This window comes from Bifidobacterium sp. KRGSERBCFTRI, from assembly GCF_025908335.1.
Genome location: NZ_CP109653.1, coordinates 1,957,952 through 1,981,598, shown reverse-complemented (window position 1 = coordinate 1,981,598; position 23,647 = coordinate 1,957,952). Strand labels below are relative to the sequence as shown.

Sequence of the window (23,647 nt, the reverse complement as noted above, 5' to 3'; positions counted from 1 at the left end):
TTCACGCGTTGTTGCCGGTCGCACCGTTCGCCTCGAGTGCGGCTGCCTGCTCATCGGTGAGATATCCGAACCACTTGCCGGCGGTGTTCATGTCCTTGTCGCCGCGTCCCGAGATGTTCACAATCATCACCGGATGCTCATAGCCCTTCTCCTTGAGATCCCGTGCCGCTTTATAGGCGCCGGCGACGGCATGGGAGCTCTCGATGGCTGGAATGATGCCCTCGGTCTCGCACAGATCCTTGAACGCGTTCATCGCTTCCTCATCGGTCGCCCATGAATAGTTCACACGTCCGATTTCCTTGAGCCATGCGTGTTCTGGGCCAACGGACGCATAATCAAGGCCTGCGGAAATCGAGTAGGTGTCAAGGGTCTGTCCCTCAGAGTTCCCAAGCAGATAGCTTTTGGCCCCCTGGAACATGCCGAGTTCACCGGTTCCCGGTGCGAAACGGATGGCATGCTGGCCGGAGTCCGGACCGTGGCCGCCAGCCTCGAAACCATAGAGGTTGACGCGCGGATCGTCGAGGAAGGCGTTCATGATGCCGATGGCATTGGAACCGCCGCCCACGCAGGCGCAGATCGCATCGGGATGATCGATGCCGTACCACTGTGCCAGCTGCTCCTTCGCCTCCTCACCTATGATCTTCTGAAAGTCACGCACCATCTCCGGGAACGGATGGGGACCTGCGACGGTACCAAGCAGATAGTGGGTGTCTTTGACGTTGGTGACCCAATCACGCAGCGCCTCGTTGATGGCGTCCTTGAGAATACGGTCACCAAGTGTCACTTCGACCACCTCGGCGCCCAGCATGCGCATGCGGGCCACGTTGAGCGCCTGTCGCCGTGCGTCGATCTGTCCCATGTAGATGCGGCACTTGAGACCGAGCATCGCACACACGGTGGCCGTGGCAACGCCGTGCTGTCCTGCTCCGGTCTCCGCGATCACGCGGGTCTTGCCCATGCGCTTGACGAGCAGTGCCTGCCCGATCGCATTATTGATCTTATGGGCACCGGTATGGTTGAGGTCCTCACGCTTGAGGAACACTCTGGCGTCGAGTCCGGTGCGTTCCTTGATGCGTTCGGCGAATCGCGGCGCCTCGGTGAGCGGTGAAGGACGTCCCACATAGCGCTTATTGAGCGTGGCGAGCTCCTTGTGGAATTCGGGATCATCTTTCGCGTCGTCGTACACACGCTGCAATTCATCGAGGGCGGTGATAAGCGCCTCCGGCACATAGCGACCGCCGAACTGCCCCCAATACGGGCCATGATGTTCGCTCAACGGAGTGGTTTCAGAAGCTTTCACTCGTTCTCCTGCCTTCACTAATCGTTCCACGGCCAGCCGCGGGTCATCGGCGGTGGCCACGCCCTCTCCCACCAGAACAGCGTCGGCTCCGGCGCGGGCATAATCCTCAACTTCAACGGCACCGAATACACCGGACTCGGCCACCTTGATCACATCTTCGGGCAGATTGCTCGCCAACTCGGTGTATTTGCCCACATCGACGCGCAAATCCTTCAGATTGCGCGCATTGATGCCGATCACACGCGCGCCGGCCGCGATGGCCCGCTCGATTTCCTCACGGGTATGCGTTTCGACCAAGGCGGTCATACCGAGTTCATGCGTGAGCTTCAGCAGATGCGCCAGCTGGGTGTCGTCAAGCGCCGCGACGATGAGCAGCACGATGTCCGCCCCATGCGCACGCGCCTCCCAGATCTGGTAATCCGTGGTGATGAAATCCTTCCGAAGCACCGGGATGTGCACAGCGGCACGTACGGCATCGACATCGTCAAGAGACCCGAGGAACCTGCGGCCTTCAGTGAGCACCGAGATTGCGCTCGCACCGCCTTGTTCGTATTGTCGGCCCAAAGCGGCAGGGTCTTCTATATCGATGAGATGCCCTTTCGACGGCGAGGCACGCTTTATTTCGGCAATCACCGGAATGCCGTCGTGACGCCTAAGCCATCGTTTCGCGTCGAGGGGAGCCGGAGCCGAGGCAGCCCGGGCCTTGAGCTCTTCCAACGACGTTACGCGTTCACGGTCGCACTTGTCTTCGAGTGCCCCCGCTACCAGTTCATCCAAAACCGACATGCTCCTCCTTGGGATGCGATGGCTCAACGGGCCCTTCCCGTCATAGTCACTGTAACGGAATGCAGGTGACGAACGCATGTCGACGTCTGAATCGTGGTCTGTTCCTTCTCGCCGGCGACATACGGCTCGACGCATAACACCGAATCACACACGGCGAGGGAATTACGCTCAAAAGCGGAATGCCATCTATGCATTCGCAAATGGTGGTCTAATTAGACATAGCCTACATCACTGATGAAAGGAACCGATTATGGCAGACATCAAGGAACATTTCGAGGAATTCAAGGATCGCATGGAGGAGAAGCACGAGGAGCACAAGGCGGAGCGTGACGAAAAGCGCGCCGAGCGTGCCGAGGACCATGCTGCCAAGGTGATTGCCAAGGAGGACGAGAAGATCGTCAAGGCCGCTGACGACCCGGATGCCAAGCTCGAGAAGATCACCGACAAGGCCGATGACAAGAAGGACAAGGCCGAAGGCAAGGCAGCCGCCAAGGAAGCCAAGGCCACCGAGGATCAGGTGGAGCTCAACGAGCGCTTCGGAACCCAGCTCGGCTGATTCCGCTCCACATTTTCCGGCTGAAAGGGACGTGCATGCATGTCCCTTTTTCATACTCCACTGGACCCCCATAGCAGGTATGTCCGGGGCCCACACCGTGCACGAATCCCCCATTGCTCTCGACGAACAATCCGTTTGGTAATTTGCCGAACATGCTGTAATGGATGGAGTGCCATACAGGCACACACAAACGAAAGGAGCCAATCATGAGTGATATGGCTCAAAAGATAGGTGAACTCAAGGGCAAGGCCGAAGTCAAGGCAGACGAGGTCAAGATGAAGGCCGGCGAGCTCAAGGGCAAGGCCGAGGCCAAGCTCGACGAACTCAAGAAGGATCACGAGGACCAGTCCAAGTGACATCGCGTCACCAGACCGCTTCGAATCCAATGAAAGGCGTGAACCTCAGGTTCACGCCTTTTCCTTTTGAACCGCAGAGCGTTCCGCATGACGCCGTTGGCAGAAGCGGGCCACGTTTCCGCGCCGGTTTGCCCAGAACGTGCTAAGCCGGTCTGGTGGAGACATGCTAAGGAGTGTATATGGATACGATTGAATCGATAACCAAGCAGATCATGGACGACCCGCGTGACGCGGAGTTCACGAAGCGCGGTGAGAAGCCGGTTTTCTCGGCGCCGTCCACCGCGCTCATCACGATAGTCGGGCAATCACCGAGTCTGGACGCGCAGACGCGCGGCTTGTGCTGGAACGACCGCAGCGGTGACACCCTGCGCAAATGGCTCGATGTGGACAAAGAGACGTTCTACGATTCCGGAAAATTCGCACTCGTGCCAATGGACTTCTACTATCTTGGCGACGTGCCTGGAGACAAGGGCATGGAGGAGCCGCGCGAGTGGGTCGCCCCAACCTACCACCCAGAGATCATGAAGCTGCTGCCGGATGTCAAGTTGACGATTCTGGCCGGATCGAATGCCGTGAAGTACTACCTCAATCAATGGTCGAAGGCGCGTCTTGAGGACACGGTGAAGCACTTCCAGGAATACCTGCCCAAGTACTTCCCCATCGTGCATCCGTCGGGCCGGACCGACATCTGGCGCACCGAGCATCCGTGGTTCGATGAGACGGTGGTGCCGGCACTGCGCGAGCATGTGCACGCCATCCTTGGCAAGTGAGAAATCACTCGATTCTAATGACGTAAGTCCCCCGTATTCGTTGTGACGACGAATACGGGGGACTTCGATATGCGGGCGCTCACACCTGTTTGAGTTGTGCCGCGATTTTGATCGCCTCGACGCTCGCACTCGCTTTGTTGCGCGTCTCCATCCATTCGTTCTCCGGAATGGAGTCGAGCACCAGACCGGCTCCCGCCTGCACACTCGCCTTGTGATCGCGAATGAACGCAGTGCGGATTGCAATGGCCATGTCCATATTGCCGGAGAAATCGAAATAACCGACAGTACCCCCGTATATGCCGCGATCCGCTGGTTCCATCTGATCGATGAGTTCGATGGCCTTGGGCTTCGGCGCGCCCGACAACGTACCTGCCGGGAATGCCGATGTGAACACGTCCATCACGGAAAGTCCCGGCAGCACACGTCCGGTGACGGTGGAACAGATGTGCATGATGTGGCTGTAGCGCAACACATCCATCAGGGAAACCACCTCCACCGAGTCCGGCTCGCAGACACGACTCAGATCGTTGCGGGCAAGATCGACGAGCATGATGTGCTCACTGCGCTCCTTCGGATCCGCAAGCAACTCGTCATGGAGACGTTCGTCCTCCTCCGGGGTCTTGCCTCGCGGGCGTGACCCCGCAATCGGGAAACTCATCGCCAATCCGTTGTCGACTTTGATGAGTGTCTCCGGAGAAGATCCGATCACGTTGAAAACGCGGCCCTTCGCATCGGTGAGCGTCATGAAGTACATGTATGGACTCGGGTTCAGCGTGCGCAGCACACGGTAGACGTCGAAGGGATCGGCCGGCGAATCGATGTCGAGACGCTGCGACCCCACCACCTGGAACACGTCTCCGTCGATGATGTGCCGGCGTGATCGTTCGACCATCGCGATGAAATCTTCCTTCGCCGTCCGGAAGCGCAGCTGCGGTTGGGGAATGGATGTGTCTACGACGTTGACGCGGAATTCGTCCTGCGCCGGAGTCGCGGCCTGGATCTCCATCTGCCCGACGCGCGCAACCGCTTCGTTGTAAGCGGCATCGGCACGGGTCGGCTTGTCGTCCACGTTCACGGCGTTTGCGATGAGCCACACGGATCCCGTCTTGTGGTCCACCACGGCAATGTCGGTGGCCAAAGCCAACGTGAGCTCGGGCTGCTCGGTCTCATCGGGCGCATTCGCAGGCAACGTCGGTTCCCAATGCCGAATGGCATCCCATCCGACATTGCCCACCAGCCCACTGGTCAGATTCGGCAGGCCCTCCACTTTCGGCGATCTAAGCACATCGAGTGTCGCACGCGCCACATCGATGACGTCTCCGGTGAGAGGAACACCGACAGGAACCTTTCCCAGCCAATCGGCCTCGCCTTGATTCGAACGTAACTGGGCCATGGAATTGACGCCGATGAAGCTGTACTGACTCCAGGTGCCATTAGTCTCGGCGGATTCGAGAATGAAGGTCCCCGACCGGTGCCCTGCAAGACGTTCATATAACCCCACGGGGGTCAACGAATCGGCAAGGATCCTGCGTACGATGGGGATGATGCGGTACCCTTCACCGGCAAGTTCATGGAACCGCTCGCGCGACGGCCAGGTTTCCCCCCAACCCAGATTCTTCACACTACTGGAGTCCTGCATGCTCACTCTGTCTCCTCCCGAGGTTCGCGCTCGCCCATGACCACCGGCAACGGCCCACCCTCGTCGAAGCAGCTGCGCTTGCCGGTGTGGCATGCAGCACCCACCTGATCAACTTCCACGAGAATGGCGTCGCCGTCGCAATCCAGGCTGAGACCCTTCACATACTGCACATGACCGGACGTGTCTCCTTTGCACCAGTATTCCTGCCGCGATCGCGACCAGAACGTGACTCGACCAGTGGTAAGGGTTCGACGCAATGCCTCATCGTCCATGTACCCCACCATGAGCACCTCATGGGTATCGTATTGCTGGATGACGGCGCAGACCAGCCCCTTGTCGTCGTATTTGAGACGGTCCTTGATACGCGGATCCAGCGTCTTGGTGTTGTCGTATACGATTTCAGATTCATAACTCATGCCTGCTCCAATGCTGTAGGCGTTCATTCAATTGGTGGCCGGGGAGCATCCAGGGCATCCCTTCGGCCTCTCTAGCGCACGGCATAGCCAGCACGGCGCAACTCGTCCTTGACCTCGCCGATTGTAACCTTGCCGTAGTGGAAGATTGATGCGGCAAGTACGGCGTCCGCGCCGGCGGCGATGGCAGGCGGGAAATCCTGTGCCTTTCCTGCGCCTCCGGAGGCGATGATCGGAATAGACACCACCTCGCGCATTGCACGGATCATCTCCAGATCGAAGCCCTGCTGCGTGCCATCCGCATCCATCGAATTGAGCAGCACCTCGCCGGCACCCAGCTCCTCGGCACGCCTCGCCCACCACAGGGCGTCGATGCCGGTGGATTTACGGCCACCCATCGTTGTGACCTCGAATCCGGATTGCGTATGCTGCTCCCCACGCTCACGCCGGGCATCCACCGACAGCACCAGCACCTGATTGCCGAAACGCTCGGCAACGCGGCTGATCAGCGTCGGATCGTTAATGGCCGCGGTGTTCACGCTCACCTTGTCCGCACCGCAGCGCAGCAACGAATCTACATCTTCGGGCGTGCGCACGCCCCCTCCGACCGTGAGCGGAATGAAAATCTGTTCCGCGGTGCGCGTGACGACGTTAACCATAGTCTGACGATGCGAGCTCGAGGCGGTCACATCGAGGAACGTGAGCTCATCGGCCCCCTGACGGTAATACTCCGCTGCGAGCTCCACCGGATCCCCGGCATCCCTGAGGTTTTCGAAATGAACGCCCTTGACCACACGTCCGTCATCGACATCCAGGCAGGGAATCACACGTACCGCCAACGACATGCTCATGCTCTCCGTTTCATCTTGGGACTTGCATACCGTGCTCTAGAGTACCGATTCCCTGTTACATCGCCATGTGCTTGCTATGGGGCGCCCATATTGTGATATCGCGACCCTGCATATATTCCTCAGGAATACCGGCAACTACCGGTTCACATTGCGTTTGCGCAGACCGAATACGATGACCGCGGCAAGCCAGAACCCCACGGCATACGCAGTCACAATCCATACATGCGGCCAGATTCTCCCGTAGTCGCCGCCCACAGCCGCTACAGCGGACTGCGCGGCATTGTAGAACGGCAATGCCTTCGCAATATCCTGGAATGTCGGTCCCATGATCTGAATCGGCACCGTGACTCCGGCGAGAATGAACGCGATTGTCGTGAGCATCGCGCCGCACACACCACCCACGGCCTTGTCGCTCATCAGCGTGCCGCACAGCAAGCCTATCGCCGTGTACATGAGCGCCGTCGGCAAAACCACAATCGCCCCAAGCAACATACGCACGCCGATCGGATGGCCGAATAGCCCGGCGAACAGGAACGTGACAAGCGACTGCGCCAGCGCCACCACGAGCATTGGCAGCGAATACCCGAGAGTGAAATCCGCGGCGGTCATCGGCGAGGCGAACAGGCGTGTAAGAAATGACGACGTGCGATCCTTGGCGATCAGCATGCCGGAGAACAACGAGACGAACACCGGCGCATAGGCGGAGATGGCCGCGGCCAGCTCATCGCCGGAGATTGTCGCAGCACCTGGAATCTGGCCCACCTGCTTGTATATCAACGACAATGCCCACAGCAGGAGCACCGGAAACGCGAGACCGAAGAACAGATTCACCGGATCGCGCATGATTTCCTTCATGGTGCGGCGCGCGAACAACCACGTCCTATGCCAGCTCATTGTTCCCTCCCACCAGTTTCACGAATGCGTCTTCCAGATTGTTTTCACCGGTTTGCTTCTTGAGCTCGGCCACGGTGCCGATGGCGATGGTCCTGCCGGCGACCATGATGGCGATACGGTCGGCCAGCGCCTCCACCTCTTCCAGGTAATGCGTGGTAAGCAGTATCGTCACCCGCCCCTTAAGCCCTTTGATCACATTCCACAGCTCACGACGGGCGAATATATCCAGTCCCACCGTCGGCTCGTCGAGGAACAGAATCTTCGGATTGGTGATGAGGCCCATTGCGATGCTGAGCCGGCGTTGCATGCCACCGGAGAGCGTGTGTGCTTTCTGGGAGGCCACCGCATTGAGTCCGAATTCATCAAGTGCCTGCTGTGTGCTCGCCTTGGCCTGCTGCGCTGACTGCCCATAGATTCCGGCGATGAGCCTGAGATTCTCGGTGACGCTCAGATTCGGCGCCACGGCCGTTTCCTGGGGCGAGAGATTGATCTGCGGCTTGATGCGCTTCGCATCGGTCAGTACCGATTCTCCCAGCAAGTATGCGTTGCCGCTCGTCGGTTTGGTCAATCCGCATAGCATTGAGATCGTCGTCGTCTTGCCCGCGCCGTTCACGCCGAGCAATGCGAAGGTCTCCCCCTGCGCCACGGTGAGATTGAGCTTGTCGACTGCGGTGAGGCTGCCGAAGGTCTTGGTCAGGTCGACGGTTCATATGGCGTCCATCTCACTCCCCCTGTTTCGTTTCCGTGTACTCGCTCAGCGCATGGAACATGTCGGAAAGGGAATGTTCCGCGAATGCCTCGTCCCAGTCGAGATAACCGGTGACGATCATTGAGGCGATGCCATGCACATACACCCACATTCGCATATGGAAGGCATAGGCTTCGTCATACCCCACACCCAATTGCCTGGCGATGATTTCGATCACCGGACGCAGTTGGATGCTGGATTGTTCCATCTGCTCAGGTGTGCGCCGATGCATGAACAGCAACGTGAACAGATTTGGCTCCGTGCGCGCGAACTCGATGTATGCGAGACCGCTGGCCAGATATGGCGGTCGATCACCGGCACTCATCGCCGCATCAAGCCTCTCGATGTACCACGCATTCGCCTGTTCCCAAACGGCCTGCCGCACCTCGTCCATGGTGTCGAACAGGCCGAAGATCGGCTTGACCGAGCATCCAAGCTTCTCGGCGAGGGAACGGGCAGTGAGGGATTCCTCGCCCCCACCGCGAACAATGTCAAACGCGGCTACGGCGACCTCCTCCTGCGTGAATCGTGGTGGACGCGGCAATGCAATCTCCTCGATCTATTAAGTAACATATGTTACCTTACAAGAGCAGACTGCTTATGTCAAGTTGGGCATGAAAAAGCGACACCGAATTGGTGCCGCCTGAACCGAGAATATGCCCATTATGCGTTGTTGGTTTTGGCCGCAAGCTGGCCGCACGCACCATCGATGTCCTGCCCACGGGTGTCACGCAATGTGGCGGTGATGCCGGCATTGTGCAGAATCTCGAGGAACCGGCGCTCGTCCTCGGGCTTCGATGCCGTCCACTTCGATCCTTCAATGGGATTGAGAGGAATCGGGTTGACGTGGGCCCAGTTGTCACCGTAATGGTTGAGCCGGTTCGCCAGTTGACGCGCATGGATCTCCTGATCGTTGATGCCCCGCATCAATGCGTATTCGATGCTCACGCGGCGTTTGCTCGCCAGATAATAGTCATGTGCGGCATCGAGCACTTCATCCACATTGAAGCGACGGTTCATCGGCACCAACTCATCACGGAGCGCGTTGTTGGGGGCGTGCAACGAGACCGCCAACCGCACCGGCATGCCTTCCTGTGCGAGTCTGCGAATGCCAGGAACCACGCCCACAGTCGATACGGTGATGTTGCGTGCAGAGATCCCGAAGCCTTCCGGAGGCATCGCGCTGATCTGTCGGACTGCGGAAACAATCGCCCGATAGTTGCCCATCGGCTCCCCCATGCCCATGAACACGACATTGCTCAATCGGCCGGGACCTCCGGCCACTTCACCCCGTTCCATCATTGCGGCGGCGATGCGCACCTGTTCGAGAATCTCGCCGGTGGACATGTTTCGCGTCAACCCCAATTGGCCGGTGGCGCAGAAGGGGCATCCCATGCCGCAACCCACCTGCGACGAGATGCACAACGTGGTGCGGTTCGGGTAACGCATGAGCACCGACTCAATCTTCGAACCATCGAACAGCTCCCACAGAGTCTTGATCGTCTGCCCGTCATCAGCGACCTGCCGGGTCACTTCGCGAATCAACGTCGGGAAGAATTCACGCGCCACCTCATCGCGTTTGCCCGCGGGGAAATCTGTGAAATACCCAGCATCGGCGTCAAAGTGCCCATAGTAGTGGTTGGCGAGCTGCCGGACCCGGAATTTGGGCAATCCGAGCTCCTTCGCCTTGGCGATGCGCTCATCGTCCGTCAGATCGGCGAAATGAACCGGCGGTTTGCCGCGGCGCGCGTGGTTCTTGCTGAGTACGTCACGGAATGCGCCACTGCGGCCACCTTCAGTGATGCCGGTCTCGACGGTCTCGGAAACCTGATTGTCGTCAGTCACTCTGAAATCGCTCATAATCCTTATTCGTCTACAGTCCAGTTGCCCACAGCAATACGCATATGAATGGCGCGCACATGAGGATCGAATCCACACGATCGAGCACCCCTCCATGGCCTTTCAACATATGCCCCATGTCTTTTATGCCCATATCACGCTTGAGCATCGACGCACACAGATCACCATAGGTGCCCACAATGCCTATGATCACGCCGGTCAACAACGGCGCCCACCAACGCGTGGCCCACAACGCCGGCTCATAGGTGCAGGCGAATACGGCATAGGCTCCGGCCACCGCGAAGAGCATGGATCCGCACAGCCCCTCCACGGATTTCTTCGGAGAGATGCGCGGACTCAGCTTGTGCCTACCGAACAGCATGCCTGCAAACAAGCCACCGGTGTCGCTCAACGCCGGCATGAACACAATCAACATCGCGTGGGCGAAATAATGCTCGTTGAACGTCAGGGGCATCACGATGCAGGAGGCCAGCAGTGGGATGTACAACACGGTGAACATCGCGACAGCCACCTGAGTCAGGTGGCTGTGTTGCTCGGTGCGACGATCGGGCGCATCTGGCGTGGTCAGGGCCTTGTTATCGAGCTCCTTCTCCACACGACGCCCATGCCAGACCTGCAGAGTGGCGCTGAATGCGACGGCTATGAGCGAGACGGCAACACAGACCGCCATGGCCACGACGTGGCGTGGGTAGAAGTACACCGCCAGCAATGTGACCGTGGAACAGATCCATAGTGTGACAAGCGGAATGTGCAGGTTAATCGTCGCGAAGTCCACGCGCAATTCCCATAGCCCCGCGATCATGAACAGCACCACCAGCACCACGAACAGTATGGGACTTGCCCATAGGCATAGCAGAATGATGGCGATGAGCGCGATCGCCGTACCCACTGCCTGTGGCATATTGCGGCCGGCTTTTCTATTGATCGCGTTGATTGCCTCGTCGGCCTTGGCTTCCCTGTCGCGCTGCATTTGTGAATCCATTTCCCTACGCCTTACTCATGACGTGACCACTCAAGATGAAAGGCAATGGCATGCTGGATATGCACACCATTGCCTTTTGGACCATCTGGAGATCAGACCTCCATGATCTCCTTCTGCTTTGCCTCCAGCAATGCATCGAGCTCATCGGTGGTGGCCTTCGTCACCTTGTCGAGTTCCTTGAGCAGGCGATCGCCTTCGTCCTCGCCCATCTCGCCATCCTTGACGGCCTTGTCGATGGCTTCCTTGGACTTGCGGCGAATGTTACGCACGGCGACCTTGCCATCCTCGGCCTTCGACTTGGCGAGTTTGACGTATTCCTTGCGGCGGTCCTCCGTCAGTTCCGGCATCGTCAGCAGAATGGCGGATCCGTTGCGACGTGGGCTTGCCCCCAGATCTGAGTCGCGCAGGGCCTTCTCCACTGCATTAGCCTGCGAGGGGTCAAATGGTGTGACGGAAAGTGTGCGAGGCTCTGGGACACCAATGGTGGCCACATGCTTGAGGGGGGTGGGAGCGCCATAGTATTCCACCACGATGCCGTTGAGCAGAGCGGGATTGGCTCGGCCTGTGCGGATGCCTGCAAAGTTCTCCTTGGTGGACTCCACCGACTTCTTCATTTGTTCCTTGGATTGATCTACAACGTTTGCCATATGCATGCTCCTCTAGTTTTTGCTGCTACGTGTGTTCGTCACCGCTGGCGACTACGCCAGCGAGGAATCTCCATTGGACACCAGTGTACCGATGGAATCGCCCATCAGCGCGCGGGTCACATTACCTTCACCTTCCAAGCCGAAGACGCGAATGGTCTGGTTGTTGTCACGGGCCATGGCCATTGCCGAGGCATCCATGACGGCCAGATTGTCAATGAGCGCGCGCTTATAGCTCAACGTTTCGAAACGCTGGGCACTTGGATCCTTGCGAGGATCGGCGGTGTACACACCGTCCACGCCGTTCTTGCCCATGAGGACCTCATCGCAATGGATCTCCAGCGAACGTTGAATCGACACGGTGTCGGTGGAGAAATACGGCATGCCCGCGCCGGCACCAAAGATGACCACACGACCTTTCTCCAAATGGCGAATGGCCTTGAGCGGAATGTACGGTTCAGCGACCTGGCCCATGGTGATGGCGGTCTGCACGCGTGTCGCCTGTCCGGCCTGCTCGAGGAAATCCTGCAGCGCCAGGCAGTTCATCACCGTACCGAGCATCCCCATGTAATCGCCGCGGGAACGGTCTATGCCCGCCTCCTGAAGTTCGGCGCCGCGGAAGAAATTGCCGCCGCCAGTGACGATGGCCACCTGAACTCCCTGCTCCACTGCGGGAACGATTTCACCGGCGATGCGACGGATGGTCGCAGTGTCCACGCCGACTTTGCCATTGCCGAATGCCTCACCGGAGAGTTTGAGCAATACTCGGCGCGGCTGTGCCAAGTCGTTTTCCAATGCCATATTCTGCCTTCCGTTTGCTGCGCCTTCGCGCAGTCACTATTGTCTACAGGGTATCCATGCACGCAGACACCGTAGGCATATGAAAACGGGGGACGTGGAATTCCACGTCCCCCGTTTTCATATGTATGCGAAATCAGTCAAGATCAGGCATCGGCCTCAGGAGCCTTGCCAACCTCGAGACGAGCGAAAGCGAGAGCCTGACCGCCGACTTCCTTGAACAGATCACCGATCGTCTTGGACGGATCCTTCACATAGGCCTGCTCAAGCAGCACATTCTCCTTGAAGAAGGCATTGAGACGACCCTCGACGATCTTCGGGACGATCTTCTCCGGCTTGCCTTCGGCAAGGGACTTCTCGGTGGCGACGCGCCGCTCGGTCTCGACGACGTCCTCGGGAACATCGTCGCGGGTGAGCCACTGGGCGCCCATGGCAGAGATCTGCAGGGCGGCCTCATGGGCCACGGCGGCACCGGCCTCATCCGTGGCGATCATCGCGACGATGCTCGGGGGCATCTCAACGGACTTCTTGTGCGCGTAGATCTCGACCTTCGGGCCTTCGATCTTGGCGAACTGACCGACCTTGACATGTTCGCCGAAGAGCGCGGAAGCTTCTTCAACGGCTTCCTTCACAGTGCCGTCCTGTGACGGGGCGGCGAGAACGGCATCGATGTCATCGGCACCGGCCTTGACGGCGTCCGCGAGCACGGTGTCTGCGAAGTCGATGAACTTCGGGGTCTTGGCCACGAAGTCGGTCTCCGAGTTGAGCTCGACGGCATAGCCGGTCTGGCCCGCCGCGGAATCGATAACTGTGGAGGCGATGGTACCTTCCTGGGCCTTACGGCCTTCACGCTTGCCGGCGGCCTGAATGCCCTTGGCGCGAATGATTTCCTTGGCGCGTGCGACGTCGCCGTCGGCCTCGGTGAGGGCCTTCTTGACGTCCATCATGCCGGCGCCGGTCTCCTCGCGAACCTGCTTGATCAAAGCTGCAGTGATTGCTGCCATTGATTTCTCCTTGTTTGTGTGAAAAGCATGGGTGGTGGGCGCAACCTTGCGGCTTACGCCCACCAATGCAACAGCGGCGGAAGGCAAAAGCTTCCCGACGCCGTAGAGATCATTCGACCTCTTCGCCTGGCTTGGCCACAGCCTCTTCGTTCTGGGCGTCGGCACGTGCGGCTTCGGAGGAGGCTCCCTCCTCCTCGTCGGTCTTCTTCACCTCATTTTCGGTGACCACGGCGTTTTCACGCAGGGTGGCCTTCTCGTTCTTCTCGAGGAGTTCCTTCTCCCAAGCGGCCATCGGCTGCTCGGAGTTGCTCTCGCTCTTGGAGGCGTTGCCGGAGCGCTCCAGCAGGCCCTCGGCGACCGCGTCCGCGAACAGGTTGGTGAGCAGTTCGATGCCTCGGATGGCGTCATCGTTGGCCGGAATCGGATACTCGACGGCTTCCGGATCGGCGTTGGTGTCAACAATGGCGACCACCGGGATACCCAGCTTGTGTGCTTCCTCAACGGCCAGGGCTTCCTTGTTGATGTCGACGACGAACATCGCGGAAGGAGTGCGGGTCATGTTGCGGATGCCGCCAAGCTGACGTTCCAGCTTGTCCTTCTCGCGCTTGAGCAGGAGGAGCTCCTTCTTGGTGAGACCGGAGCCGTGCACGTCGTCGAAGTCCATCGTCTCGAGTTCCTTGAGACGGTTGACGCGCTTGGAAACGGTCTGGAAGTTGGTGAGCATGCCGCCGAGCCAGCGTTCGGAGACATAGGGCATGTTCACGCGGGTGGCAGCGTTCTTGATCGCTTCCTGAGCCTGCTTCTTGGTGCCGACGAACAGCACGGTGCCATTGTGGGCGACGGTGGTCTTGATGAAGTCGTAGGCGACATCGATCAGATCCAGCGTCTTGAACAGGTTGATGATGTAGATTCCGTTACGCTCGGTAAGGATGTACTGCTTCATCTTCGGGTTCCAACGGCGGGTCTGGTGACCGAATTGGAGACCGGCCTTCAGCATTTCGCTCATAGTGATCTGAGCCATGGTATTACTACCTTCCTAGTCGGTTATTGCCTGGCCATGCGATCCTGCGTGCAGCTGCCCCTACAGGGCTGCCGACCGACACAGGCCGTCGCGGGCATGACGCGAATTCATGTGCACCGGTAGACGATATTCGGTTGGCTCGGAAAGCTGCGACTGCCTTCTTCACCGGTTGGCGCACAATGCTCGATAATACCACAGGGGGTCGCATTTCAATTGCGACCCCCTGTGGACATTCACACCAGACGTTCCCGCTGCGTTCGGTATGGCTAGTCAGCGCTATTCAAGACTGCGCATGCGGCGCATCGCCGCACGCCGCTCGTCCTTCTCCAGCCGGTCTATATAGAGATGGCCGTCGAGATGGTCGGTCTCGTGCTGGAGCATACGGCCCATGATGCCGTCCCCCTCGAGCACAATCTCATTGCCGTCCAGATCCATGCCGCGCACGCGCGCGTAATCCGCCCGCTTGGTCTTGTACCATAGTTTCGGCAGGCTCAGGCATCCCTCATCGCCGTATTGTTCGCCCCGGGTCTCCTCGAGCACCGGGTTGAGCACATAGCCGATCTTGCCATCGATGTTGTACGAGAAGGCTCGGAGGCTGACGCCGATCTGGTTGGCGGAGACGCCCGCTCGGCCTGGGTCATCCACAGTATCGAGCAGATCCTGCACGAGATTGCGTACGGCCGGCGTGATCTCGGTGATTGGATCGCATGGCGTGCGCAGTACCGGATCGGGAACGACCCGAATTTCACGAATTGCCACTCTTGTCACTGCTCCTTTGTGTTCTGTTCGGAGGAATCCGAATTCGTTGTGGTTGAGGCACCATGCTCAGGCTTGGCCGAGGAGGCTTCATCGGACCGACCATGCTGCTGAAGCTCCTCAAAGCGTTCCTGTACATTGTCGAATGCCTGACGGACCTTCGGAGTGACCGTCTCGGCGGTGTGCTGCACGGCTTGGGAGGCTTTCTTCACGGTTTCCGAGGTGCTTTCGATGATCTGCATGCTCACCGGAACCGGACGCGCCGCATTCTTCGGAGCATAGAGCTCCGCATCGATGAGCTCGCTGTATGTCGAGAGCACCTTGGGACGCACAACTTTCTGGCTTGGCGTGAGCGTGCCTTCCTCAATGCTGAAATCGGAGGGAAGCACGATGAACTTGCGCACCGACTCTGCACGGGATACATTGGCGTTCGCTTTGTCCACGTACTGCTGGATGAATGCGTGGACACCGTCGCTGTGGGCCAGATCGTCCATCGAAAGATTCGTGGGCATGCCCTGATTATCGAGCCAGCTGCGGGTCATCTCCTCATCGAGGGTCACCACTGCGCCAATGAACGGCTTGTTGTCACCGACGACCACCACATGGGACACGATCGGGCATTCACTGATTGCGCTTTCCAGCGGGGCCGGGCTCACGTTCTTTCCACCCGCGGTGATGATGAGATCCTTCTTGCGACCGGTGATGTACAGGAATCCGTCGTCGTCGATATACCCGAGATCGCCGGTGTGCAGCCAACCGCTTGGCTCCAGCACTTCATCGGTCAGCTCCGGGTTCTTGTAGTATCCAAGGAACACGTTGGGGCCTTTGACCTCGATCTCCCCGTCGTCCGCCGTACGCACGGCCATTCCCGGTCCGGGACGTCCGACGGATCCAACGCGGTTGGCTTTCTGCCAATTGACGATCATCGGAGCGGCCGTCTCCGTCATGCCGTACCCCTGAATGAAGGTGATGTCATCGATGCCATTGAAGAAATGCACGAGGTCCGGATTGATCGGCGCTCCGCCACACGCGAGATACCGCAGGTTCGGGCCAAGGGCCGATCGGAAGGACGAGGCCACGGTGCTCATATAGAACGAATGCTTGATTCGCATCATCGGTCCCGGGTGTTTGTGTTCCGACATCATCTTCGACCAGGAGACGAAATGGTCGACGGCATTGGCGAAGATATGCCCGCGAATGCCGGCGCCGGCCTTCTGGGAAGCTGCGTTGTAAACCTTCTCGAATACGCGGGGCACACCGAGCAAGTACGTCGGCTTGAAGCCACGCAGATCGGCCAACAGATGCTTGGCGTCGGGCACATAGCCCACCACCCCATAACCTCCGATGGCCACATACTGGATGTAACGCGCGAAGCAATGGGCGAGCGGCAGAAACAGCAGCAGACGGTTCGGGGCATCGTACAGCATCTCGGGCAGGATCTCGTAGCCGTTCTTCACAATGTGGGTGAAGTTGCGATGCGAAAGCATGGCGCCTTTCGGCTTACCTGTGGAACCGGACGTGAACACGATGGTGAGCAGGTCATCGGCACGCACCCGGCCAATGGCCGCATCAAGCTCGTCCTCGCTCACCGATTCGCCGTAATCGATGAGCGCTTCCAATGCACCGTTCTCGAAGTTGAATACGTGGCGGAGGCATTTGACCTGCTCGGCGATGCGTTCCAAAGTATGGGTATGGTTCTCGTCACCGCCGAATGCGATGGCAGGCTGCACCTCCGTGATGATCGAGTCGGCCTGCTTCTGCGAATCGGTCTCATAGATCGGAACACTCACCGCACCAATGCTGGCACATGCGAAATCCATGACCCCCCACTCGTAGCTGGTGGCGGAATAGATTGCCACCATGGTACCCGGACGCGCCCCTATGGCCATCAGGCCTTTCGCAACGCTGCGCACCTGGGCCAGCATCTCACCGGCCATGACATCGACCCATTGGTTCGTCTGAGGGTCTTTGAACTGGGCAATCAGTTCATCGGGGCGTTCCAAAGCACGTTTCGACAGCAGCTGATATACGGTGTCGTCATCCGTGGTCACGTATTTGTTATCGAGTCCATATTCCCTGAGCATGGTTCAACTATATCCAATCGTCTGCCATTTCATCGGATGGTGTCAAGTTCATCCCATATCCAGATAGGTGCATATCCAAGCACTGCCGCGAAGGTCGAGCACCATGTTCACCCAATATTGGAGGGAACCCACCCTCACCTCGATGGTGATTTCGAATCTCATCGGAGACACCGCGGTGCCGTCGATGAGAACAGGCATGGGTTGCCCATAGAAACGCTTGGAATGCAAATCGACACGGCTGCTGGTGGCGGACTTCATAAGATCCCGCATGAGTTCTAACCTCTCGCAGCAGGTGGTGGTGACCATGCCTCTCAGCGCCTGCACCCCCACCCTGCCTCGCACAACCTCAAACGCTATGCAGCAGATCTTGAAAGCACGTTCGCTTATGCCATATGCCGTGATGGGCAGCAGTTCCACATTGACGCAGCTGCGTATGCGGAACCGCACCGGGCATAGGCTGTGATTACGTGAGAGCATGCCGCTGTGCACCGGCAACGGTGTGCGTTCTATGTGCATGTCCACATCGGGAGGGCATGTCTCCAGCTCTTCCTTCAGCGGAGGAATGTCTATGGGTTGACGCGCATTGCCCGCATGTGGTTTCGTATTCGATGGGTTGGATGGTGTATGCATGTTTCCCCCTTGAGTCCGATACGGTCCCCTTTGCCGTATTCGGTATCGAATGTATCGAAGCCACGATTATCCCGCAACCCTGACACGGGGAATTGTGGATTTGTGGATGATTTATTCACATTCCTCCCGCATCCTCGCCGCGGCGCCCTTCCCCCCGATAATGCCAAAGCGCCGAGCCTGATGAGATGGCAGACTCGGCGCTTTGATGTTCCCATTCAGGATCGGTTGGCGGTGACCACCACGGGGCATCGTTGGAAGCTCTTGATGTCCACATAGCCACACGATGCCATGGCACGGCGCAATGCACCTATGAAGTTCGTGGTGCCGTCCGCCTTGTGGCTCGGACCATACAAAATCTCTTGCAGGGTGCCAACCGTACCGACCTCAGAGCGCAGGCCACGCGGCAATGTGGCGTGGCGAGCCTCGGAACCCCAATGCGTTCCATGCCCCGGCGCCTCTTGGGCGCGGGCCAGCGGCGCACCGAGCATGGCCGCATCGGCTCCCATGGCGAGGGCAGTGACGAAGCTGCCTGATTCGCCCATGCTGCCATCCGCAATCACCTGGACGTATCGGCCCCCCGACTCATCCATGTAGTCACGTCGCGCCTCGGCCACATCTGAGATGGCGGTCGCCATCGGGATGGACACCCCGATGGTCTGGCGGTTGGCGGATGTCGCGACGCCACCGAACCCAACCAGCACACCGGCAGCCCCAGCACGCATCAGATGCAATGCAGCCCGGTAGTTTGCCGCACCGCCGACTATCACCGGCACGTCGAGGTCGTAGATGAACTGCTTGAGGTTCAAAGGCTCATGATCCTTCGAAACATGCTCCGCCGACACGGAAGTGCCGCGGATCACGAACAGGTCCACACCGGCATTGAGCACAGTCGAATAGTACTGCTGCGTGCGCTGCGGGGAAAGGGCACCTGCCACGGTTACCCCCGCATCGCGGATCTCGTGGAGTCGTTCAACAATGAGTTCGGGCTTGATTGGCTCCGCATAGGCTTGTTGCAGATACGCCGTGGCATCGTCGGGATCCAACGAGGCGATCTTCTCCAGAATCGGTTCGGGATTCTCGTATCGGGTCCACAGACCTTCCAAATCGAGTACGCCAACAGTTCCAAGTTTGCCCATGGCTATGGCCGTCTGTGGGCTCGTCACCGAATCCATCGGGGCCCCGATCACCGGGATGTCGAATTCATAAGCATCCACCTGCCACGAGGTAGACACGTCCTGCGGATCGCGGGTGCGACGGGAGGGGACGATGGATATGTCGTCCAAGCCATAAGCGATGCGGGCCTTCTTGCCAAGGCCGATTTCTGTTTCCTGAGCCATGCCTTTAGGCTATCCGTGCCATGTGACACGTCACCCGCACCGTTTGCAGAATGGACAAATATTCATGTTGGTAACACTTTTGCATTACACATGGGTTTGTTACCCGCAACGACTGGAGGACACAGCATGGCCAAAATCAAGGTCGAAGGCAAGGTGGTTGAGCTCGACGGCGACGAGATGACACGCGTCATCTGGAAGGACATCAAGGATCGTCTCATACTGCCGTATCTCGACATCGATCTCGACTATTACGACCTGGGAATCGAGAACCGCGACGCCACGGATGACCAAGTGACCATCGACGCGGCAGAAGCGATCAAGCGCGAACATGTGGGTGTCAAATGCGCCACGATAACCCCCGACGAGGCGCGTGTGGAGGAGTTCGGCCTCAAGAAAATGTGGAAGTCGCCGAACGGCACCATTCGCAACATTCTCGGTGGTACGATCTTCCGCGAGCCGATTGTCATAGACAACATTCCTCGTCTGGTGCCTGGTTGGACAAAGCCGATTGTGGTGGCTCGTCACGCGTTCGGCGACCAGTACAAGGCCACCGACTTCAAGGTGCCGACTTCTGGCACTCTCACCGTGACTTTCACCCCGAATGACGGCTCCGGGCCGATCGAACATGTGGTGTTCGATTATCCTGGGAGCGGCGTGGCGCAGGTGCAGTACAATCTCGATGAATCGATTCGCGGCTTCGCACGCGCATGCTTCAACTATGGACTCCTGCGGCACTACCCCGTGTACCTCTCCACGAAGAACACGATTCTCAAGGCCTACGACGGCGAGTTCAAAGACATTTTCGCCGAGGTGTTCGAAACAGAATACAAGCAACGTTATGAGCAGGAGGGACTCACCTACGAGCACCGGTTGATCGACGATATGGTGGCCAGCTCGCTCAAGTGGCATGGCGGTTACGTGTGGGCCTGCAAGAACTATGACGGTGATGTGCAGTCCGACACTGTGGCACAGGGATTCGGGTCGCTGGGACTCATGACGTCGGTTCTCATGACTCCCGATGGCCAAACCGTCGAAGCCGAGGCCGCCCATGGAACGGTCACACGCCATTACCGTCTCTGGCAGAAAGGCGAGAAGACCTCCACGAACCCGATCGCCTCGATCTATGCCTGGACCGGTGGCCTCAAGCACCGCGCAAAACTCGATGGCACCCCACAGGTCGCCAATTTCGCGGAAACACTGGAACAGACCATCATCTCGACCGTTGAGGGCGGCCAGATGACCAAGGATCTGGCCATACTCATCGATCCAAGCCATGAATGGCTCGACACAGAGCAGTTCATGAACGCCCTGGATGAGAACCTGCAAAGGAACCTTGCCGAGCAGCGTTGAATCTGACATCCTCACGACATTCGGGGCCTGTGCGTATGCACAGGCCCCGAAGTGTTGCAGGTCGGGTACAATGTAACGGCATACGCTGCGATCTAGGCAAAGGGCAAGGGCGGTTATGGGCAAAGGCACCTCTCACATCATTCGCGCATTCGTCTCGTTGGCGATGGCTGGCTCACTGATGTGTGCAACGGCCGGATGCTCCACCGATCCATTGACCGGTACCGCCACCACCAGCCCCTCGGCCACCACCGCAGCTTCGACAGGGCACGTGGCGCTCTTCCTTCCATCGAACTCCCCTAATCTTTCGCAGAACGTTCCCCTGAACAACTGGAACACCCTCAATGATTCGCTCGAGAACGCGCTGTCCACTGGCGGATTCTCCGGCAAGTCCATGAACCGTGAGACCAGCGGTTCGTTGGCAAGCCAGAGCGATGCCTTGAAGCGGTATGTGCAGGAACGGCTCAATGCGGATTCCAAGGAGCAATACGGCGACCCGCAAACCGAGCAGGGGGCAACGACGATTGTCATCGCCCCGGCCGTCAGGCTTGACAGGAACTACGGCGAATACAGCCATTTCATCACCACTCCGAACCAGGAGCCCTCCGACCAGGATGCATCTGACACTGACTCAGATGAATCCTCTTCCATGCGCCAGATAGCCGATTCGCTGAACAAGGCGAAGAACGCGGGGATGCATGTGGTGGTGCTGGGCAACCCGATCGACGGCTTCGTTCCGAACGTCTACGTCCCATTGGTGACTGCCGCTGATATCGGCCGTATGCAGGCACAGCAGATCGTATCCAAACTCGATCTCGATGCGGTGAGCGAGTCGAATCCCAAAGCCATAGAGGTGCTCCTGCCGAACACCGACCCGTCCGGCAAAAACAATTCGTTCCAAGCGCAGGCGTTTGAAGGCATCTGGGAGGTTCTGGGGCCGTATTTCCGGCAGCGCAAGGCATATAGCCCCTCACAACGCCTCTCGTTCTTCACCACGAAAAGCGATTACAAGGATGTGATGTTCAAGGCGACGAAGGACTCCCAGATAGAGGATGAGCTCAAGTCACGCCTCGAGACGAAAGGACGCGATGCTGCCGTACGCATCGACGGTATCCTGGCGATGAACGATTTCACCGCGGCCGCATCGATCAAGGCACTGAAAACGATGGGCTATTCAGGATCCTCCATGGATGTCAACCCCTCCATCACCATTTTCGATGTGGTGGGCAACATTGCAGGAAGGAAGCCACTGAACAGACAACGTGTGCCTGATCCGGCACAGTCAGGTGATGAGTCCGCGCAACCATCCCAGACAACGAAGACGGACTCCAAGCAATGGCCCATTATCACCGGTTTTGGTGCCTATATATCCGATATCCCGAACATTGTGAATGGATTGCAGTGGATGACCGGTCTGGTGGACGTCCATGCCAACACCGGCACCATTGCACAAATCGCACTGCAGCTCAACCGCAAGGAGAAGCTCTCCAACATTGCCGAGCTCAAAACCAGCGACGACTACGGTTCGGAGATCCCCACACTGCATATGACCCTGCTGGCCGTGAGTGCCGCAAATCTGAAGGCCGCATTGATCGATCCGGGATACATCTCATTGGCCGACGCCGACATGTGATGTGATGTGCCGGTGGGACGCTATTCGGAATAGGGAACCAGCCGAATCTGCATTGGACGCAGGAATGACGCCGGATCGAGATAGTCCCTGCGCCCAGTGCGCTTGACACCCCAATGCACGCAACTTTCCCCACAGTGGTCGCTCTGGCCTCCGACCGAGGCGAATCGCTTTCCGCGATGCACTTTGTCGCCCACCGCCAGTTGAGTGTGCGCCGGTTCGAATGTGAGCGTGTACGGACCTGTGTCGATACTCACCACCGATTTCCCCGCCACCATCCCGCTGAAACTGATGGCCCCATCGCTGGGTGCCAGCAACTCATGCATACCATTCAACGAGATATCCACTCCCCTATGGCCAGGGCTCCATTGCCATTCCGGCCGGTCGAACCCCCTGACAATCAATCCATCGGGCACGGGCGACAGCATGCGAGCATGGCACATTTCCCCTGCGATTGCCGTACAACCAGCAACGAGCTCCATGCCATGAATCTCACTCGACGAGACAGCGAGCGGGGCAACGGCACCGCAAACCAGGCATAGCGCCAGAATCAGCAGTTCATGCTGCATCCGCAGCAACCGCAGCATCCACAATCTCACCATCCTGAGTCTGCGAGCCCGCCATCGACGCCACCCATCCCAGGAAGTCCCATGATGTGCCATATCTCCTCCAGCCACGTAGTGATCTGGATTCCACTATGACTGGTTAGCATCCACGTGTCCAGTCTGGCAGGTCATTGTGGTCGGAGAACGGGTTATGCCATCACCCCATTGCCGTCAATGGCATGCACTCATTGCCGAGAAGGATGGGAAAGGTCGATGGCGAATCCGAAGACGTCATTCCAGCGAATCGAGCACCTCGTCAATAAGCAGTCGGGTGCGAACAGCTCCCGGTCGAAGACGAGGAAATCTGCGCATGGCATTCGTTGGATCCGAATCGGCGGCACGTGCCACGTTCGATTTGCTGGTGCCATGTTGCACGGCTTTCTCGGCCAATCTGTCCACCAATGAATCCGACACCTGCCGCAGCCGTTCAGCCACCCAGAGTTGCGAGACGTCGGAAGAGAGTCCATAATCCTCTTCCAATTCCGACGAAGCCTCCTGAACAGCCGCCCACAGCACCATGAAGGGCTTACGGTAATAAGCGATCTGGTCTTCCATGCGTTCGCTCTCGATCGCTGCAAGAGCACGCCGGTCATCAGTGTTCCTGCTCATACGCGCACACCCACCTCCTGTATAACA

At 58.5% G+C, this 23,647-nt stretch carries 24 protein-coding genes; 5 read left to right on the top strand and 19 right to left on the bottom strand.

All coding sequences use genetic code 11. The features are described 5' to 3' along the window. Position 1: 1 nt before the first annotated feature. Entirely contained in the window at positions 2-2,086 is a 2,085-nt protein-coding gene (locus OGI63_RS08540; RefSeq protein WP_004217993.1) for a bifunctional indole-3-glycerol phosphate synthase/tryptophan synthase subunit beta, read from the bottom strand. A 250-nt stretch (positions 2,087-2,336) separates the two neighbouring features. On the opposite strand from OGI63_RS08540, the gene OGI63_RS08535 reads away from it, so the two are divergent. From OGI63_RS08535 to OGI63_RS08525, 3 genes are all read left to right on the top strand, one after another. Continuing rightward, positions 2,337-2,642, top strand: coding sequence for a hypothetical protein (locus tag OGI63_RS08535; protein WP_004217995.1), 306 nt, complete (start codon positions 2,337-2,339; stop codon positions 2,640-2,642). 206 nt (positions 2,643-2,848) lie between these two features. After that, entirely contained in the window at positions 2,849-2,998 is a 150-nt protein-coding gene (locus tag OGI63_RS08530; RefSeq protein ID WP_004217997.1) for a hypothetical protein, read from the top strand. Between the two features lie 179 nt (positions 2,999-3,177). Further along, the gene (locus OGI63_RS08525) at positions 3,178-3,768 is read left to right on the top strand and encodes a uracil-DNA glycosylase family protein (protein ID WP_004217998.1); all 591 of its coding nucleotides are present in this window, start codon (positions 3,178-3,180) and stop codon (positions 3,766-3,768) included. Positions 3,769-3,847: 79 nt separating this feature from the next. Here OGI63_RS08525 and OGI63_RS08520 read toward each other — a convergent pair whose 3' ends face one another. The 16 genes from OGI63_RS08520 to OGI63_RS08445 all read right to left on the bottom strand — a co-directional run bounded on the left by OGI63_RS08520 (position 3,848) and on the right by OGI63_RS08445 (position 19,429). After that, positions 3,848-5,407: a chorismate-binding protein gene (locus tag OGI63_RS08520; protein WP_012619995.1), complete on the bottom strand. Its 1,560-nt coding sequence runs from the start codon at positions 5,405-5,407 to the stop codon at positions 3,848-3,850. A gap of 2 nt (positions 5,408-5,409) precedes the next feature. Then, positions 5,410-5,823: a phosphoribosyl-AMP cyclohydrolase gene (gene hisI, locus OGI63_RS08515; RefSeq protein WP_004269090.1), complete on the bottom strand. Its 414-nt coding sequence runs from the start codon at positions 5,821-5,823 to the stop codon at positions 5,410-5,412. 71 nt (positions 5,824-5,894) lie between these two features. Beyond that, positions 5,895-6,665, bottom strand: a complete 771-nt coding sequence (gene hisF / locus OGI63_RS08510; RefSeq protein WP_004218001.1) for an imidazole glycerol phosphate synthase subunit HisF — start codon at positions 6,663-6,665, stop codon at positions 5,895-5,897. A gap of 141 nt (positions 6,666-6,806) precedes the next feature. Then, complete coding sequence (locus OGI63_RS08505; RefSeq protein WP_004269089.1) at positions 6,807-7,565, bottom strand: ABC transporter permease; 759 nt, start codon at positions 7,563-7,565, stop codon at positions 6,807-6,809. Then, positions 7,552-8,262, bottom strand: a complete 711-nt coding sequence (locus OGI63_RS08500) for an ABC transporter ATP-binding protein (RefSeq protein WP_012619994.1) — start codon at positions 8,260-8,262, stop codon at positions 7,552-7,554. Before OGI63_RS08500 ends, OGI63_RS08505 begins: the two co-directional genes overlap by 14 nt. 25 nt (positions 8,263-8,287) lie before the next feature. Continuing rightward, entirely contained in the window at positions 8,288-8,857 is a 570-nt protein-coding gene (locus OGI63_RS08495; RefSeq protein ID WP_004218004.1) for a TetR-like C-terminal domain-containing protein, read from the bottom strand. Between the two features lie 119 nt (positions 8,858-8,976). After that, positions 8,977-10,173, bottom strand: coding sequence for a 23S rRNA (adenine(2503)-C(2))-methyltransferase RlmN (gene rlmN / locus OGI63_RS08490; RefSeq protein WP_004218005.1), 1,197 nt, complete (start codon positions 10,171-10,173; stop codon positions 8,977-8,979). A 13-nt stretch (positions 10,174-10,186) separates the two neighbouring features. Beyond that, positions 10,187-11,155, bottom strand: coding sequence for a phosphatidate cytidylyltransferase (locus OGI63_RS08485; RefSeq protein WP_004218006.1), 969 nt, complete (start codon positions 11,153-11,155; stop codon positions 10,187-10,189). Positions 11,156-11,247: 92 nt separating this feature from the next. Continuing rightward, entirely contained in the window at positions 11,248-11,802 is a 555-nt protein-coding gene (gene frr, locus OGI63_RS08480; RefSeq protein ID WP_004269087.1) for a ribosome recycling factor, read from the bottom strand. A 51-nt stretch (positions 11,803-11,853) separates the two neighbouring features. Then, complete coding sequence (pyrH, locus tag OGI63_RS08475; protein WP_004218010.1) at positions 11,854-12,600, bottom strand: UMP kinase; 747 nt, start codon at positions 12,598-12,600, stop codon at positions 11,854-11,856. A gap of 143 nt (positions 12,601-12,743) precedes the next feature. Next, positions 12,744-13,601, bottom strand: a complete 858-nt coding sequence (gene tsf / locus OGI63_RS08470; protein ID WP_004218011.1) for a translation elongation factor Ts — start codon at positions 13,599-13,601, stop codon at positions 12,744-12,746. Between the two features lie 109 nt (positions 13,602-13,710). Further along, positions 13,711-14,622 (bottom strand): 30S ribosomal protein S2, encoded by a 912-nt coding sequence (gene rpsB / locus OGI63_RS08465; protein WP_004218012.1) that lies wholly within the window; start codon positions 14,620-14,622, stop codon positions 13,711-13,713. 276 nt (positions 14,623-14,898) lie between these two features. After that, the gene (locus tag OGI63_RS08460) at positions 14,899-15,381 is read right to left on the bottom strand and encodes a peptide deformylase (RefSeq protein ID WP_004218014.1); all 483 of its coding nucleotides are present in this window, start codon (positions 15,379-15,381) and stop codon (positions 14,899-14,901) included. Positions 15,382-15,386: 5 nt separating this feature from the next. Next, positions 15,387-17,462, bottom strand: a complete 2,076-nt coding sequence (locus OGI63_RS08455; RefSeq protein WP_004218015.1) for an AMP-dependent synthetase/ligase — start codon at positions 17,460-17,462, stop codon at positions 15,387-15,389. A gap of 48 nt (positions 17,463-17,510) precedes the next feature. Then, positions 17,511-18,092 (bottom strand): hypothetical protein, encoded by a 582-nt coding sequence (locus tag OGI63_RS08450; protein ID WP_004218016.1) that lies wholly within the window; start codon positions 18,090-18,092, stop codon positions 17,511-17,513. A gap of 215 nt (positions 18,093-18,307) precedes the next feature. Next, on the bottom strand, positions 18,308-19,429 hold the full coding sequence (locus tag OGI63_RS08445) for a GuaB3 family IMP dehydrogenase-related protein (protein WP_004218019.1): 1,122 nt from the start codon (positions 19,427-19,429) through the stop codon (positions 18,308-18,310). Between the two features lie 126 nt (positions 19,430-19,555). On the opposite strand from OGI63_RS08445, the gene OGI63_RS08440 reads away from it, so the two are divergent. Next, positions 19,556-20,779, top strand: a complete 1,224-nt coding sequence (locus OGI63_RS08440; protein WP_004218022.1) for an NADP-dependent isocitrate dehydrogenase — start codon at positions 19,556-19,558, stop codon at positions 20,777-20,779. 115 nt (positions 20,780-20,894) lie between these two features. Then, positions 20,895-22,409 (top strand): substrate-binding domain-containing protein, encoded by a 1,515-nt coding sequence (locus tag OGI63_RS08435; protein ID WP_004218024.1) that lies wholly within the window; start codon positions 20,895-20,897, stop codon positions 22,407-22,409. Positions 22,410-22,429: 20 nt separating this feature from the next. Here OGI63_RS08435 and OGI63_RS08430 read toward each other — a convergent pair whose 3' ends face one another. Both OGI63_RS08430 and OGI63_RS08425 read right to left on the bottom strand, forming a co-directional pair. Then, complete coding sequence (locus OGI63_RS08430; RefSeq protein ID WP_004269086.1) at positions 22,430-23,008, bottom strand: M23 family metallopeptidase; 579 nt, start codon at positions 23,006-23,008, stop codon at positions 22,430-22,432. Positions 23,009-23,242: 234 nt separating this feature from the next. Beyond that, on the bottom strand, positions 23,243-23,620 hold the full coding sequence (locus tag OGI63_RS08425; RefSeq protein WP_004218027.1) for a hypothetical protein: 378 nt from the start codon (positions 23,618-23,620) through the stop codon (positions 23,243-23,245). Positions 23,621-23,647: the final 27 nt, after the last annotated feature.